Annotated in this window: 16 protein-coding genes and 1 pseudogene; 2 read left to right on the top strand and 15 right to left on the bottom strand. The window is 41.9% G+C overall.

What is annotated here, in order from left to right:
• Positions 1 to 82 precede the first annotated feature (82 nt).
• The 8 genes and pseudogenes from FRY98_RS28665 to FRY98_RS12755 all read right to left on the bottom strand — a co-directional run bounded on the left by FRY98_RS28665 (position 83) and on the right by FRY98_RS12755 (position 5,369).
• Positions 83 to 442 carry a hypothetical protein gene (locus FRY98_RS28665; protein ID WP_148452274.1) on the bottom strand — a complete coding sequence of 120 codons (360 nt, stop codon included), beginning with the start codon at positions 440 to 442 and terminating at the stop codon, positions 83 to 85.
• A gap of 111 nt (positions 443 to 553) precedes the next feature.
• The gene (locus FRY98_RS12785) at positions 554 to 934 is read right to left on the bottom strand and encodes a VOC family protein (protein ID WP_148452272.1); all 381 of its coding nucleotides are present in this window, start codon (positions 932 to 934) and stop codon (positions 554 to 556) included.
• 153 nt (positions 935 to 1,087) lie between these two features.
• Complete coding sequence (locus FRY98_RS12780; protein ID WP_148452270.1) at positions 1,088 to 1,930, bottom strand: nucleotidyltransferase domain-containing protein; 843 nt, start codon at positions 1,928 to 1,930, stop codon at positions 1,088 to 1,090.
• Positions 1,931 to 2,159: 229 nt separating this feature from the next.
• Positions 2,160 to 2,366 carry a hypothetical protein gene (locus FRY98_RS28660; RefSeq protein WP_211373301.1) on the bottom strand — a complete coding sequence of 69 codons (207 nt, stop codon included), beginning with the start codon at positions 2,364 to 2,366 and terminating at the stop codon, positions 2,160 to 2,162.
• Positions 2,367 to 2,433: 67 nt separating this feature from the next.
• Positions 2,434 to 2,929: pseudogene (locus FRY98_RS29290) on the bottom strand (CPBP family intramembrane glutamic endopeptidase); the annotation flags it as partial.
• A 149-nt stretch (positions 2,930 to 3,078) separates the two neighbouring features.
• Positions 3,079 to 4,047 carry a helix-turn-helix transcriptional regulator gene (locus FRY98_RS12765; protein WP_148452267.1) on the bottom strand — a complete coding sequence of 323 codons (969 nt, stop codon included), beginning with the start codon at positions 4,045 to 4,047 and terminating at the stop codon, positions 3,079 to 3,081.
• A 225-nt stretch (positions 4,048 to 4,272) separates the two neighbouring features.
• Positions 4,273 to 4,722 (bottom strand): hypothetical protein, encoded by a 450-nt coding sequence (locus tag FRY98_RS12760; protein ID WP_148452265.1) that lies wholly within the window; start codon positions 4,720 to 4,722, stop codon positions 4,273 to 4,275.
• Between the two features lie 179 nt (positions 4,723 to 4,901).
• Complete coding sequence (locus FRY98_RS12755) at positions 4,902 to 5,369, bottom strand: DJ-1/PfpI family protein (protein ID WP_416367234.1); 468 nt, start codon at positions 5,367 to 5,369, stop codon at positions 4,902 to 4,904.
• Between the two features lie 156 nt (positions 5,370 to 5,525).
• On the opposite strand from FRY98_RS12755, the gene FRY98_RS12750 reads away from it, so the two are divergent.
• Together FRY98_RS12750 and FRY98_RS12745 are read left to right on the top strand one after the other, a co-directional pair.
• Entirely contained in the window at positions 5,526 to 5,855 is a 330-nt protein-coding gene (locus tag FRY98_RS12750) for a hypothetical protein (RefSeq protein ID WP_148452263.1), read from the top strand.
• Between the two features lie 25 nt (positions 5,856 to 5,880).
• Positions 5,881 to 6,603 carry a hypothetical protein gene (locus FRY98_RS12745; protein ID WP_148452261.1) on the top strand — a complete coding sequence of 241 codons (723 nt, stop codon included), beginning with the start codon at positions 5,881 to 5,883 and terminating at the stop codon, positions 6,601 to 6,603.
• A 341-nt stretch (positions 6,604 to 6,944) separates the two neighbouring features.
• On the opposite strand, the gene FRY98_RS12740 is transcribed toward FRY98_RS12745, so the two are convergent.
• From FRY98_RS12740 to FRY98_RS12705, 7 genes are all read right to left on the bottom strand, one after another.
• The gene (locus tag FRY98_RS12740) at positions 6,945 to 7,469 is read right to left on the bottom strand and encodes a hypothetical protein (protein WP_148452259.1); all 525 of its coding nucleotides are present in this window, start codon (positions 7,467 to 7,469) and stop codon (positions 6,945 to 6,947) included.
• A gap of 32 nt (positions 7,470 to 7,501) precedes the next feature.
• Entirely contained in the window at positions 7,502 to 7,927 is a 426-nt protein-coding gene (locus tag FRY98_RS12735; protein WP_148452257.1) for a hypothetical protein, read from the bottom strand.
• A gap of 178 nt (positions 7,928 to 8,105) precedes the next feature.
• Positions 8,106 to 8,771, bottom strand: a complete 666-nt coding sequence (locus FRY98_RS12730; RefSeq protein ID WP_148452255.1) for a hypothetical protein — start codon at positions 8,769 to 8,771, stop codon at positions 8,106 to 8,108.
• 57 nt (positions 8,772 to 8,828) lie between these two features.
• Positions 8,829 to 9,221: a hypothetical protein gene (locus tag FRY98_RS12725; RefSeq protein ID WP_148452253.1), complete on the bottom strand. Its 393-nt coding sequence runs from the start codon at positions 9,219 to 9,221 to the stop codon at positions 8,829 to 8,831.
• Between the two features lie 433 nt (positions 9,222 to 9,654).
• Positions 9,655 to 10,113 (bottom strand): hypothetical protein, encoded by a 459-nt coding sequence (locus tag FRY98_RS12720; protein WP_148452251.1) that lies wholly within the window; start codon positions 10,111 to 10,113, stop codon positions 9,655 to 9,657.
• Positions 10,114 to 10,451: 338 nt separating this feature from the next.
• Positions 10,452 to 11,123 carry a DUF4386 domain-containing protein gene (locus tag FRY98_RS12710; RefSeq protein ID WP_148452249.1) on the bottom strand — a complete coding sequence of 224 codons (672 nt, stop codon included), beginning with the start codon at positions 11,121 to 11,123 and terminating at the stop codon, positions 10,452 to 10,454.
• Positions 11,124 to 11,279: 156 nt separating this feature from the next.
• The gene (locus FRY98_RS12705; protein ID WP_148452247.1) at positions 11,280 to 13,916 is read right to left on the bottom strand and encodes a winged helix-turn-helix domain-containing protein; all 2,637 of its coding nucleotides are present in this window, start codon (positions 13,914 to 13,916) and stop codon (positions 11,280 to 11,282) included.
• Positions 13,917 to 14,016: the final 100 nt, after the last annotated feature.

The raw sequence follows: 14,016 nt of genomic DNA, 5'->3' as shown, positions 1-14,016 counted from the left end.
GCATAGCGTTCTTGCATTCAACGAAATGACCCAGCCTTAGATTGCTCTGATCTTTGGCTGGGTGCATATCTTGTGGCCTTAATCACTTCCGGCGGCGTGATGATATGCCCCATCGCATAATGGAGTGCTTATCACCCCCCGAGGATACCGCCTTAAACGGCGGGATCGAGATGATCCTAAATTTCATAGTCTTCACGCTCCTTTTTTGTGTACAGGCAATGGGTTGAAATTCCATGATCGGCTTATTATTATCAAAGTCTAATCTATATCCAACATCCTCTATGCAACGATCTACTAATGTACGTTTATGTACATGATCCATCTCCTCGTGAGACGAAACCCGAATAATCAACCATTTCGCCGGCAAAATATGCATAAAATCCAGAGTCATTCCATCTAATTTAGACAAATCAAGTGAATTATTAAATTCTGTCGCAACCATGAAGAGATAACTCCCGCTCCCCTCCATCTCGGGACTAGAAGTATAGATATTCCACTCTCCGACATTTTCTTTTTGGGAAGAAAACAGTTTACATACGCGAGCCTTGCTTTGTCATATAGCAATCCACCAAAAGACGCCGAAACGGTCAATCAAGTTTGAACAATAAGGATTCCAGTCACACGGACCGAGCGGGTCGATGACGGTACCGCCGTCTTTCAGGATATCGTAGGCCTGCCGGACAGCTTCCTCACTCCCCATGTCGTATACATTAAAGGCCATGGTCTGCCAAGCCGTTTTTTGGCTGGTGTCGCATTCCTTAGGCGCTTCACTGACGGCCATGAACAGCTTGCCGTTTAGCGTCAACTCGCAGTGCGCATATTCATTTTTTGCCTCGTCCTTAATTTCAAGGCCTTTCTCCAAACCGAATGCCCGGCAATATAGACCGACAGCTTCCATACTGCCTTTAACATAAACCTGTGAGCTGATGTTCATAAGGAGCCCTCCTTTGCACTTGAAAGCCCTTTCGTTTTTTTCTATACCATGCGTACATATTCGAATCGTCATCATAAAAATGAACCAACGCGCCGACATCCTTTGTTGCAAGATTAATCCCGCCGAAACTTTTGATCATTACAATCTCCTCCATTACAAATTAATAATAGATCCGGTTTTTATAATCCAGTCCTGCTTGATAAGATCGATGGCTCTTGGGCTGAGTATGCTTTCATCCGGCACTGCGATTTCTCTGACATCGTCCTCAAACCATTCCATGGCTTGCAGGAGGTTCTTTCTGACCATCACCAAATCTTCTGTACAGCCATATTTCATCAAATGCTTTTGTTTTGTTTCATCTATATAATGTAGCTTGCTGGCAGCGCCGCCCCAGGTGATTTGATCATATGACGTCAACAGCAAAGAGCTATGCGTATCCATCAATATGCGCAGGACCCCGTTTAACTTAAAAAAGTCTTTACGTGCAAAATATTTGGCTGACATCTGCACATGAAACCAGTAAGTCGTGATGAGCTTATGCAGGTCATCCTGCCATAGCCCCCCTTTAATACCTTCGTTTATCAACGCTTGCACACTACCATCCCGATCAAAGACGATATCCTTTGCTTGCAACTCGGTGTAATGAATCCGGCACATATCGTCGTCTATTTTCCCTTTGTTTAATAGGAACACATCATACTGAAACAGATGCTCCTTCTGCCGTAAAATATAGCCATAGTTTTTGATGGCCTGGCTGTTAAAATCCTCCGGCCAACAAAGGATAACTTCATCACATACGTCTTCAAGCATAACTGTGAGTTTTTCATCCACCAACGAATAAGCGCCTTCTTCCACGAGAAAAACAATGTCGATATCGGAATGAACGTCCATTGTCCCATGAGCGGCAGAGCCAAAATACCATGCCCCCAGCACACCTTGTTCTACTTTCATGACTGTTATAAAGTCGTTATGTACGGATTGAAGTTCGTTTAACATCGTATATCCTCCTTGTATAGTTGAATTGCCTGTTTACATCGAACCTTAAAATGAAGATTGGGTGTAATCTGCATCAAACCTGCCTCCTCCTCAGCCAAGGGATGCCTTTTTCAACTCTGTATATTTCTCGCGTAGCAAGGCTGTCGCCCAGTCATATGAGTCCGCCGGACTCCAAGCGAATTTCGAAAGAATCGATGATATTGGTTACCTAGTTTTGTATCTGCAAGTTCTAAATTTGCTTTATTAGAGTCTTTAAAGTAACACACCGAAGCTTTGGAATTGTTTTCAAATTTTCTTTGACTGGAATTAATAGATCAAGCTGAAAGCCTTCGCCTTGCGGGTCAGGAAGATACACTCGATTCACATAATTTAAAGATTCTTCAAGCCAGCCGAACATATTTCCGGAATCCCAGTTGCCAGCATTTAAATTGCTCATGCCTGATCTCCTTTCTCATACAGATCATAAAGTGCGACACGACGTCAATGTCAAGGGATTTAATTATCCTCTTATCGTACAATACAACGGTTATAATTGAAACAAGAACAATCAGAGCATTAGCGGCAATTGTCCCCGCCCAAGTCATAGTCATCGTGCCGAAGATGGGGGATGCGGCATTGAACATGGTGTGGAATAATACGCACATAAACACACGGCCTTTTCCTGATATTGTGTAGATTGCCCCGTAAAAAAACCGAAACGCCATAACTTGAACGGCAAACATCCAAAAGTTAATGAGTCCCTCTCCGTGATTCGTCCCCGGAATGAAGAAAAGAGGGATTTGCTACTTTTTTGTTTTTCTTTAGAACGATATACGAAGCAATAGCGGGCGACAGGATATAGATTGCAAAAGGAATATTCATCATGAATTGCTGGAATGTGTGAACCCAATTGTGAACCGAATATCCGAATGGCCCAAGAGCAATCAAAGCACCGGATACAAGAAAGGCTATGAAAAATGTCAGCATAGTAAATTGTACTATGATCTTTTTGTCCGTCATGGTTTCTTCACCCTCACGTTTTATTGAACTATATATTAATTTTAGCTTATGGGCGCTTTGACTTTTATCACTTGGTTGAGGAGCGGTGTCATCAGGACTTAATCGGATGTAGTAAAGCACCTGCCGCATTGGGCAGATGCTTCTAACGATTATGACTTTCGCACCGGTCTGATATACTTAAAAAACCGCTCCGGATCATGATACATGTAAATGATTCTACCGGGGGAAGCATCCAGACAGTAACCGGTGCCTGCAAAATCAAAAGTTGCCATTGCTTGTTCCAGCTTTTCCTCCACACTGCGATTTTCCTGTTCATAATCGAACGGCCCATGTTCAAAGACAAGATAATCGGCTTCGGGAACATCAATCAAAAGCATTTGTGGGGGGACTTCGCCTTGATAATCCAAAGGAAGTCGCACACCATAACACTCTGTACGTGGAATCCCCCAACCGCAGAGTCTGCCGCCCGGGTCAATGATGTACGCCATAATCTGACCGCTGCCGCTGTTCGTTACGCTCCCGCCATCGTCATCCAATTTACCCTTGATGCTATCGAGCAAGCCGCATATGGTTTCGCAGTCCTGGCCGGGAATAAGACTTTGCTTTTGCCAAAAATCCCAATACCCATTACTCTCATCGTTTTTGATATGCAAAAATTTGTGCGCGGGAATGGTTACAAAATAAACGTTAACCCCATCTGCCGATTTGATCATACCGATCTCTCCCAATCCGAAAAAGTAGCGGTCGAAAGGGGTGATTTTTGTACGAAGGGCAACAGGCATAGGCTGTTTTCGGTATTCACTTGGAGTTACACCATAGGTTCCCTTAAAGGCTCGGGTAAAAGCTTCATGCGATGAAAAACCATATTCAAACGCAATATCCAACAGGCTTTTGTCACTATCCCGTACCTCTTTTAGGGCAAAGGCCAATTTTCTATGCCGCAGATAATCCCTAAATTGCATACCTGATATTTCCTTAAATTTTCTCGTCGTATGAAATTCGGAATAACCTAACTTGCGGGAAAGAAATCCAAGAGATATCGCTTCACCGTTACGATGTTGAATACACTCGTCAATTTCGTCAACGATGATTTGGATTTGCTTGTGCCACTCGTACATTCGTCTGTTCACCTCGTTTCAACGACTCTATACCCATTATAGAGTGATGGAATTTTCATTGTTTGATTTTACTTGCTGAAAGCGAGGATATAGCTTCTTCCCTAACTCGCCCAATATAAATTTCAGTGACATATTTTCTTTCACTTTTAAAATACAGAGCTAACGCCCGCCCATATTGCAAAAGCCGGTTTCCATTATAGGGAGCCGGCTTCTGCCTTCGTTATATTAATTTATCAATCTATTCTTCAAACTTTCATCTGAGAAAATAAAGAGTGTGGATTCGCCATTTTTTATGGATTTAATCTTTACAAATTTTTCGTTGGAGGGGTCGTTGTTTATTCCGGTTACATGAATTTTCTCTGTGCTGCTTTGATCGCTTGGGTCGTAGATAAATGAAACCTCATAATCGGATGAACCCTTTCGGTATACATACGAATACACATAGCCTTCGTCTTCATCGGGATCTTGAAGAATAAAATATCGGTCTTCTTCCCCGGTAGAACGGACCTGGTCTAACCATTGCTTTACCTCATCAGACTGTTCTGCCCCTACTTCATATTGTTTGTATTCAATAACGCCTTTCATACGGTCTTCTAAATTCACTTCTTTTTGTGTTGAGCATCCGCAAATCACTATAAGAAAAGAAACCATAAAAATCCGATAGAAGTTTCGCATACCCTACTCCCTCCACTTATCTTTAATACACGAAACGCCCCAACCTTAGATAGCTCTTGTCTAGGTTGGGGCGTTTGTTGTCCGGGCCCTCTTCCATGATTATACATTTTACGAGCAAGGGGCGAAAGACCCAATATACAAACACGGTTTTGCAGGATTCAACGGTCCACATAAATTGCCTACACTTCCACAATTCCAACTGCCGTATATGGATAATCCAACTGCTTCTTCACCACATGGGCCGCTTCCGCTCCAGCAAACAATCGAATTATTAAAAGGCCTAAATCAATGGATGTCGCTACTCCTCCTGCGGTGATTACGTTCCCATCCTTCACAATCCGGGATGGAATAACCTCTGAACAATAAGGCTCCAACAATTCATAGACATTGGGGTGAGTTGTTGCTTTTTTATCTTTCAAAAACCCCGCCACTCCCCACAACAATGAACCCGTACATACCGATACCTTAAACTTAACCGGCCCCGCCGTCTTGATCCAATCGATGAAGTCCGCATCATCTTTGAGCTTCCTCGTCCCCAAATCAATGCGATCCTTATGAAAACAATCCTTTTTCTGTATCAGTTGTATTTTCATATAGGAGATATCTATTATTACAAATAAATAGAAAAATAGATATAAATGGTTCACAAAACCGCCCTTTTGATCTATTATTAGGGAAGGGATATTTTGGTATATAAAGTAAATTACCCCTTTAAAATTCGAAAGGGAGGGATGACTATAAGTTCATTTTTTTCTGTTAACATTACCATGAAACAGCCAGAGGTATAAGTATGGAGGAAGTCAATGGGTATTCTTAAAAAGAAGGATCTGACAAGTCATGATGTATTTGAGTTTATGCAAGGGCGCTTGAGTGGCACTCATTGGCTGGAAGATTCAATTTATTTAACTGAAGAAACTATAGCTGAAACACAATTAGTAGATTATTTGACCCTTACTCTTAGGGATTTCAATTACTATGGTCCTACTGAGGTTACTCAAGAAGAGTGGAACCAGATTATGCAGAACGTAAACGCATCTAATTCTGAGATTGCTAAACAGTTAGTTAATGAGATTGATGAATGGGCTAAAAATTGTTTTAAGTCTCATTCCTGCTTCACTATCTGCGGCATATAATCTAAGAAATAGGAGTGTGTTTTCGATGAAGAAAAAAATCCTTAGCTCGTTATTAACTTTTCTATTGTTGTTTTCTTTGAGCTCAACTGTATTTGCAGAAAAAAGCCCTGCTGTATCTGATAAGTATGCTCCTACAGCTACCTTCCAGGTAGGTGATGGTAGAGTACATCCTATGGTACCAAATGGGATTCCTATAACTGTTACTCCTAGCTATAATGTACTTTCTGTGTGGGTAGGTAATATTGGAGTTGACGCCTTAGATAATGTAACAGTAACTGGTTCTGCAACTGATTATGGTAGGTTACCTGCAAAATCGGGCAAGGTACCGGCTGTTGTTGGAAAAACATTCACATGGAATATTCCAATGACAAAGACTACCATGAATTATTACGTCACAATTACAGTTGTTGACGGGAGTGGGACACGGGTATTAAATGGCGATGCTAAATTAGAATATGATGACACAAAACTTGCTTCCATAGGTTGGCATAAAGGGACATTTTCTACTCGGGCAGCATCGTTACAATATCACTTTGACAAACATAAATCTGAAGTCAGCGTAAACAATATTTACGACTACTTGGTAAAAGCAGGTGAATGCAGGGATGATGTCGCAAATAATCCGTCGAACTATACAAAAACAGTGAACTCTGGTGCAACACCAGCCCATAAGTACAAGAACAAGTACGATGGCAGATTTATCATCTTATCTGATGCTGGCAATGAGATCCTTAGTTTTGGAAGATAGATGCACACGGGAAGCAGCCAAAATAGCTGCTTCCCATTTTGTTATGAGACTCATTATCCGACAAAACAAAAAAAGTTTCTAATAATAATCAGCGGAGTGATACCATAGAATCACCTTGAATAGATAACGGATATTCAAATTTTATTAGAGGCAATATCATTATATTTTAAGTTCCGCAGTTAATAAGGGGAGTTTAGTGTCAATCAATTTCTATTTATTGGTGGATAAGAACATAGTCCCACCAGAGCCCGTATCCAGCGGGGGGTTCTAAGCCAATTTCTTGTCATATTCTTGAAACTAAAACTTGGTCCCTTTGCGCAATATGGTGAAAAACCAGGCATCTAGGTCTTAATGATCTTTGAATAATATCTTTTGAACATATTTCCGCTACTTTCATCGGTAACTTCTTCTGCTGCTCCCTCTTCGATATGTAATCCATTATATAATGCGTTCTCAGCAAACCATTTCACCAGATCGTTCAACTCATAACGCCCTTCATCATCTTGATTCTCATAAAAAGACGTCACCGTTAATGTAAATCCAGGGATTCCAACGTCCCCGTAAACGATTAACTTGAAATCTTTATCCTTATATATATTCTTTAAGTATTCCTCTACCTTGGCTTCTAAAAAGATGAATGATTGCGTGACATCATTTAAACTTATAGTTCCTTTTCTTAGTAAACGAGTAAAGCCGTGAATATATCTATAATTAGTTAGCGCTTCTAAAGGGGTTAGAGTTCTGTCATTTGAAAAAAGAAAGTCCGGTCGCTCTATAATACGCAGAATTTCTTTATAGGCTTTTTGCGCATGTTTGCTTAAATAAGTAAGCGTGTCGATCACATCCTTTGTTGTAGCCTTTTTCACGAAATTAACCAGCGATGTCTCCCCTACGGGGCCTAAGATAAACTATTTCTCTTCTTCCAAATTTCAATTTGCTTTATAAATTCCTTTGAACTAAATGTGCTTTCCAATTTATTTATCTGACTATGATCAATTTCATCTGATTTTATTGCGCTTATTACTCTGCTTTCTAGTGCAAGATAACGTTCCTCTTTATATATTTTGATCAGTTTATCAAGCATCTCATCCGACCAAGGTACTTTATAAAAATGAAACCAAATGATATGCTCTTTTACACTTGAAGCAATATTGATATTGTCCTTATTTTCAGTAATTACTTCAATCGTGGATTCATTTAATAAGCTATGTATTCCATGTTGAACACGGATGTCCATCATATTTATTAGCTTTTCTATTTCTTTATAATTCTTTTGGGTTGCTGCTATATCAATCATTTTTATTATAGAACTACTGTCAAACATATAGATTCACCTTCAATAATTGATCATACGCTGAGATTACTTAGAACGTTATTGGATCCCTGCAGTTCCATATGTATTATTTATCGCACTTTCATAGTTTTGCCACTTAAAATAAAATGGCCCTAATGAATAGGTTTATTATCTTATCAGGAGGTGAAGTTGGAGCCTTTCTAGAGTACTAACAGGTCTTTAATCCCCAACGATCTGCAAAAATATAAAGCGAATCGGATGATTCACGTTGCGTTCCGAAGATACAGAACAATCTTTTTTCTTGATGATTTTTACTTAATGCAGTATCGTTTATCTTTAAATGCCTAATACAATATTCTATATTTGGTGCTTCACAATCGGACAAAATAGTAAAATTAGAAATGCCTTTCAGATGATCCACTACTATTTCGTCATTAACTAGATGATAGGAAGATATAACATTGTAAAACATAAGTTCTGCTCTTTCATATTCCCATGAATCAAGCTCTATAAACATTCTAATATCTTCATTTTCTATTAAAACTGAAACTAACTTTGAATCGTGAAATCCTAATAATCTATTGAAATCAGAAGGCAGAGCTCCGTAATTTAAACCAAGCGGCATTCCATCATGCCCAAATAAATTAGGTGTTTTTCTTGGATAACCCAAACATTCAAGCCAAAATAATTGATAATTTGCTTCTGGATTATCTAACTTTTCCAGCTCATTTAATAGTTCTCTGTAATGACTATTCCAAACTTCCTCTGTAAGTTTTCTTATAGTATTAAAGGTCCTATTATACTGGTTGTCAGCGATATCATAACAGGAGACTTTATACACAAGCTCAACAATTTTTTCGATCTTTTTCTTCATAAAAATACCCCTTGTATAATTTAATCGCCCAATTCCATCCACGTCGTCTTAGAGATCTCAAAACATAAAATCGGTTATCTGTAGTTCATTAGTTTGAATCTTGATCCATCTCCCTGCCTCAAACATGGAAGGGTCATCAACTTCAATCAACAAAATACTGTGACCTAGACGAACAGCTATAATATTATCGTATTCAATTTGTTCCACTCGACCAATGAGATTTACTTTATCCATACTTATATATAGCTTCGGTTCTTCATCCATAGATTCGACGATATCTTTACCAAAGCACAGTGTTCCCGGAATATCTAACTCAACTTCTACCTCCATGCCCTCTTTAACATGATTACTTGAATTCCAATACCCAAAGCCTATACCTAAATCAGAAGAAAAAGTAACATTTACCTTATTTTGCTTCAGAAAACGCAATTCTAAAAGCTTTATCTTCATAGAGATCACCACCAAAGTGATTGTTTTCTTATATTCGCCTTCTCAGAGAAGTTTAATTAATCCATTCAATTCCGTTATGTATTTTATTAAAAATTATATTTTTCGAACCCCACTCCAACTTGTTATTGAGGATGTCATTTATAATGATCTGTTTAAAAGAGTTCATTCTACGGGTTATTCGATTCGAAGTGATATTCTCCACTGAATAACTAGGATCAGGCCAGCATACATCCGTATCAAAGAAAGCTTTTACATCTTCTTCAAAAGCACACCCACCCACAATAAAATGGACTTCATTAAAAATATCTCGCAGCAGAATATAAAATTCATGCATCTCTCTTCTCGGATTCCAGGTTGTCCCCATTCGTGCGCATCAACCTCTGAACCATAGAAGCAAAGCAGAGAAGCAGAGAAGAAGTCCTTTACCGTTCCATTAAGGAAATGTTACTTTCTCCGCTTTATTCTGGTAATCACTGTATGTCCACGTCCACTCACCGTCCTGCTGAAACGGAGCCAAGTACTCAAAATTCGCTTCGCCGTTCTCATCCGTATCCATCGCGACGACGATATCGGGTGGAAGGCGATCTTCCTTGCTGAACGCTTCGTAATAAGCCGCCAACACTTCGGTTTCGAAGTTTTCCGTACGCATATAGCTATCCGTCCGCTTGACGATGTCTTGTTGAACCGAGAGATCCGGCTTCGTCTCAAAAGTATACCGGAATGTGACCCGTGTCGGTAAGGCTACCATCTTCAAGGACTTGATCTCCGGGATCGCCTGGCTGACTTGTTCCCGGAATGCCTTCAATGAAGGATTGTTCAGCTCCTTGTGGGAAGTACAGCCGCTTAGGAGAACAATCCAGACAAGCAACATGATGATTCCGATTTTTTTCATGGAAATTACGCTCCGCTCGTTATTTGAAATACCTGAACCCTCCGCCTAGGGGCTAAAGAATGAGGTAATGGCGTCGAAATGGGTCCGATAGTTGATGCTGCGCCGCCTCTCTATTTATTATAAATCAACGGGGTTTTGAATTCCCAATACTTCCACAACCTATCATCCGTCGCAAGTTCAGCCATAAAATGACTTACATTGATTCTGCTTGTTTTACCCGCATTGAATATGGGGCTTCTTACCGGAGATTCAAAATCATCATAGGCACTCTCTTCATCATGATTGACTAATGTATCCGGCCGTACGGCAACCCATCTGACATTTTCGTCAGGTTGTTCTCACACTTTAACTTGATTGAATCCTCTAAATATTAGAAGTACAGCGAGAAACATCTCGCAAATAGCTATCGGCGCATTTAGGATAAAGTAGATGGGGCTCGCTAATTTGATGATGTTCAACATCAACAGCAACGTAGCCAGAAGAGTCAAGGAAGAACCAATCATCCCCCCGATCGAGAGCCACCCTGGGATAAATCTAGTTTTATATAGGCCATAATAGAGGATCAAGCCGCCAATACTCCAGGGCAATATCATTCCTATATGATTCAGAGTATCTCTGCCTTGTCTAAGCAATTCAGCGATAACTTCAAAATACGATAAGTCAGCTTGGCCGGCAACTGTAGAACTCTGACTCACCTCTAATAAAAGAAGCAGGGAGCCTATACCGGCAAAGAGAAAGCCGGAGCCAATCAGCCTGAAACCGAAATATCCCACCGCCAGACTTTGGTTGTATTTTTTAATGATGGGATATACCAATACGGTTATCGTGACATAAACTACAGCCATTGCCGCTTGAAAAAAGGTGGCCACCAAAACTTGCATTTCGATTTCTGGCAACTTTACAAGGTAATCCGAACGTTCTAATGCAGGAACGGAGCTAAATATTCCAAAAACAAAACTGAAGATGAGCAGCAGCCCAAGATAGACTGCCGTTTTTCTGTTGGTTTGCATGACGCCTCCCCCTTTTACCTGATGATCAGCCAGAGTGTTTTACAAATAGCATATTGGCTGCAAGGCATGACCGAGTAGATACTAAAGTATTAAAGTTGGTGCGAACTAAAAAAGTCCCAAGCCTTGCCTTTAGGCATTGCTTAAGACCGGAGTCAGTTATATCAGCCCGAGCTCTCTGGCACGTGCGATCGCTTCGGTTCGCCGTTTAACCTGCAATTTGTCAAAAATATTGCGATTATACCCCTTCACTGTACTTAAGGCGAGGAAAAGCCGTTCCCCTATTTCTTGATTGGATAGGCCTTGGGCAATCAGTTGCAAAACTTCCAGTTCACGCTGGCTTAAGGCATCGCTGAAAGCTTCGAAGCGGATGGGGGGACTGTGAATCGCGAAATCATTGAGCTTCTGTTCATGATGCATGTTGGACAGTAAAAACCCGGTATATTCCGGCTGGATCCGACGGGTAGCCGCTTCCGTTAACAAATCAAGCATGGGCTTACCCTCGTCAACAAAAAGACGAACGAAACCTTCATCCTCTGCCAGTGTCAAAGCATCTTTTAATCTTTGAAGCGCCCTCTCCAGATCGCCTTGGACCTGAAAGGCTAAGGCTTGGAGTACAAGAAGCTTAAGCTGTTCGTTCTTCCATTGCTTCGCTCTCGCTTGGTCATACAAAGTAGCCAGTATGGCCAGAGCCGCGCTTGCGTTCCCTTGGATCATATGCATTCTTGACTGCAGAACAGGCCATTCACTAGTTTCCAAATGCTTGACGGCTTCCGGAAAGTTGCCGTGATGAAGAGAAATAAGAAGTTCCAAATGTTGAACTTCACCCAAAAGGTGAGGAAAGGATCGTTCTTGCACTTCATGACGAACTTTAGTTAACAAAGCTTCCGAGGCTAAAATATCTTGTCTGGCGAGTTTCAATTTTGCCGCAAATAGTTCACTATCGGATAGCCTATCCGTGTTTTCGATCTGCTTGGCCAACAGGATACTCTGCTGGATATGCTGTTCGGCTGCCTCCAAATCGTTCCATTCATAGAAGATACGAGCCATGCCCAAGTAGGCATCACAAGCAGCCGGCAATGGCGGTTCGCCAGCCAGTTCAATCACTTGTTTATAGGTTTGCACGGCCAGGTTCAACTGATTGTCGAGCTCCTGAATCTGGCCTGTACCTAATGTTGCCATTAGCGTAATAATCAAGTGCCCCATTCGCTTGCTGATCGATAAGGCTTCAGTATAAGCTCGTCTGGCGGCTGCGCGATCGCCCTGCAGCTGGTAGGCAACGCCTAACGTCCAGCTTGTCGCCGCGCGCACAGGCAGATTATTCGGATGCAGATGCTCCAACGCGAGTAGGGATTGGGCAATAATGGTATCCGTCTCGTTCCGAGTAACTCCAAGCGTGGCCCGGATCGATGCGATATGCCCGATTAGATCAGGATCTACCTCTTTGGAATCGATCTGTTTCATGGCCGCCTCGGCAGCGGATAGTTTTTCTTCGATTCCGTCCGCTTGGCCGATCATCAATAAGGCGGAGGCATAAATCACCCAGAGCGACGGCCGTTCGTTAAGGGTGGACGCGTCCTGGCGCTTCAACCAATTTAATACAGGCTGAGCGGCGCCACGAAAATGTAGAGGCATTCCCTTTCCCTCGATTAATGTGGCAGCCCGATCCACATCCTGAGCCGCCACAGCGTGCCGAAAAGCTTCGATCTCAAGGTCATTCTCTTCAAACCAATGGCTTGCTCTAGTATGTAGAACGGCGATCTCCTCGGTCTTGTCCTTGTTGGCTTGATACAAACGCTGTCGCAACAAATCGGCAAAAAGATGATGGTAACGGTACCAATGACGCTCGCTATCCAACGGGATCATGAAGAGGTTGGAACGCTCAAGATACGCCAGGATTTCATCTCCCCCCATCCCCTGCGGTAGAACGGCATCACAGAGGGAGCCGCAAAATCGATCAAGAATGGAGGTATGAAGCAAAAAGGTCTGAACCTTTTCGGATTGCTGCATAAGGACTTCTTCCATTAAATAGTCCAACACAAAACGGTGGCTGCCGGTAAAGGATGAAATAAATTGGGTCGTATTCGAACAACCCTGCATCGAGATCGCGGCTAATTGCAGCCCGGCAATCCACCCTTCTGTGCGTGCCTCCAGAGCAAACACCTCTGCCGATGATAAATGAAGCCCCATGATTTGGTTAAAAAATAACGTCGCTTCATCCCGGTTGAAACGCAGGTCGTTTCCACGCAGTTCGGTTAATCGGTTTTTTGCCCGTAATCTGGCGATCGGCAGCTTCGGCTCTTCGCGCGTCATGATGATCAAATGCAGCTGTAACGGTTGATGATCGATCAGAAAAGACAGAGCATCATGCACAGTTTGAGATTCAATGACGTGGTAGTCATCAAGAACGAGAATAAATGAATCTGAACCGGATGATATTGCATTGACTAAAGAAGTAAGGATGTATGGGATCGGCAACGGTTGCGGAGATTGCAGCGCTTTCCATACACCTTGGTCGTTAACGTCAACGATGTTCTTTATGGCAGCGATAAGATGAAGGAGAAATCGCCCGGGATCATTGTCACCCTCATCCAGCGACAACCAAGCGGCTCGACGTCTGCAGCCAGCCAGCCACTCGCTGACCAACGTGGTTTTACCATAGCCCGCAGAAGCGGAGATTAGCGTTAACTTTCCTTGCTGCCCCTCAGACAAGCGTTCGAACAAATGTGAGCGTAAAACCGCTTTCGATCGCGCTGGAGGAATATGCAGCTTTGTGTTTAATATAGGTATGTTCATATAATTACTACACCACGCTTTTCATTTTTACGCAGAATTGAAGTAGCTTCTTAGCAGCAGGACCTTGTTCATTTTTTTCACTTCCCATTGTCTATCCTTA

The organism is Paenibacillus faecis (assembly GCF_008084145.1).
GTDB lineage: Bacteria > Bacillota > Bacilli > Paenibacillales > Paenibacillaceae > Fontibacillus > Fontibacillus faecis.
Note: the sequence above shows the minus strand (reverse complement) of the source record. Positions and strands in the feature narration are given on the sequence as shown.

Coding starts and splice junctions, on each gene's coding strand:
- FRY98_RS28665 (WP_148452274.1), bottom strand. CDS start 442: ATGGTTGCGACAGAATTTAATAATTCACTTGATTTGTCTAAATTAGAT.
- FRY98_RS12785 (WP_148452272.1), bottom strand. CDS start 934: ATGAACATCAGCTCACAGGTTTATGTTAAAGGCAGTATGGAAGCTGTC.
- FRY98_RS12780 (WP_148452270.1), bottom strand. CDS start 1,930: ATGTTAAACGAACTTCAATCCGTACATAACGACTTTATAACAGTCATG.
- FRY98_RS28660 (WP_211373301.1), bottom strand. CDS start 2,366: ATGAGCAATTTAAATGCTGGCAACTGGGATTCCGGAAATATGTTCGGC.
- FRY98_RS12765 (WP_148452267.1), bottom strand. CDS start 4,047: ATGTACGAGTGGCACAAGCAAATCCAAATCATCGTTGACGAAATTGAC.
- FRY98_RS12760 (WP_148452265.1), bottom strand. CDS start 4,722: ATGCGAAACTTCTATCGGATTTTTATGGTTTCTTTTCTTATAGTGATT.
- FRY98_RS12750 (WP_148452263.1), top strand. CDS start 5,526: ATGGGTATTCTTAAAAAGAAGGATCTGACAAGTCATGATGTATTTGAG.
- FRY98_RS12745 (WP_148452261.1), top strand. CDS start 5,881: ATGAAGAAAAAAATCCTTAGCTCGTTATTAACTTTTCTATTGTTGTTT.
- FRY98_RS12735 (WP_148452257.1), bottom strand. CDS start 7,927: ATGTTTGACAGTAGTTCTATAATAAAAATGATTGATATAGCAGCAACC.
- FRY98_RS12730 (WP_148452255.1), bottom strand. CDS start 8,771: ATGAAGAAAAAGATCGAAAAAATTGTTGAGCTTGTGTATAAAGTCTCC.
- FRY98_RS12725 (WP_148452253.1), bottom strand. CDS start 9,221: ATGAAGATAAAGCTTTTAGAATTGCGTTTTCTGAAGCAAAATAAGGTA.
- FRY98_RS12720 (WP_148452251.1), bottom strand. CDS start 10,113: ATGAAAAAAATCGGAATCATCATGTTGCTTGTCTGGATTGTTCTCCTA.
- FRY98_RS12710 (WP_148452249.1), bottom strand. CDS start 11,123: ATGCAAACCAACAGAAAAACGGCAGTCTATCTTGGGCTGCTGCTCATC.
- FRY98_RS12705 (WP_148452247.1), bottom strand. CDS start 13,916: ATGAACATACCTATATTAAACACAAAGCTGCATATTCCTCCAGCGCGA.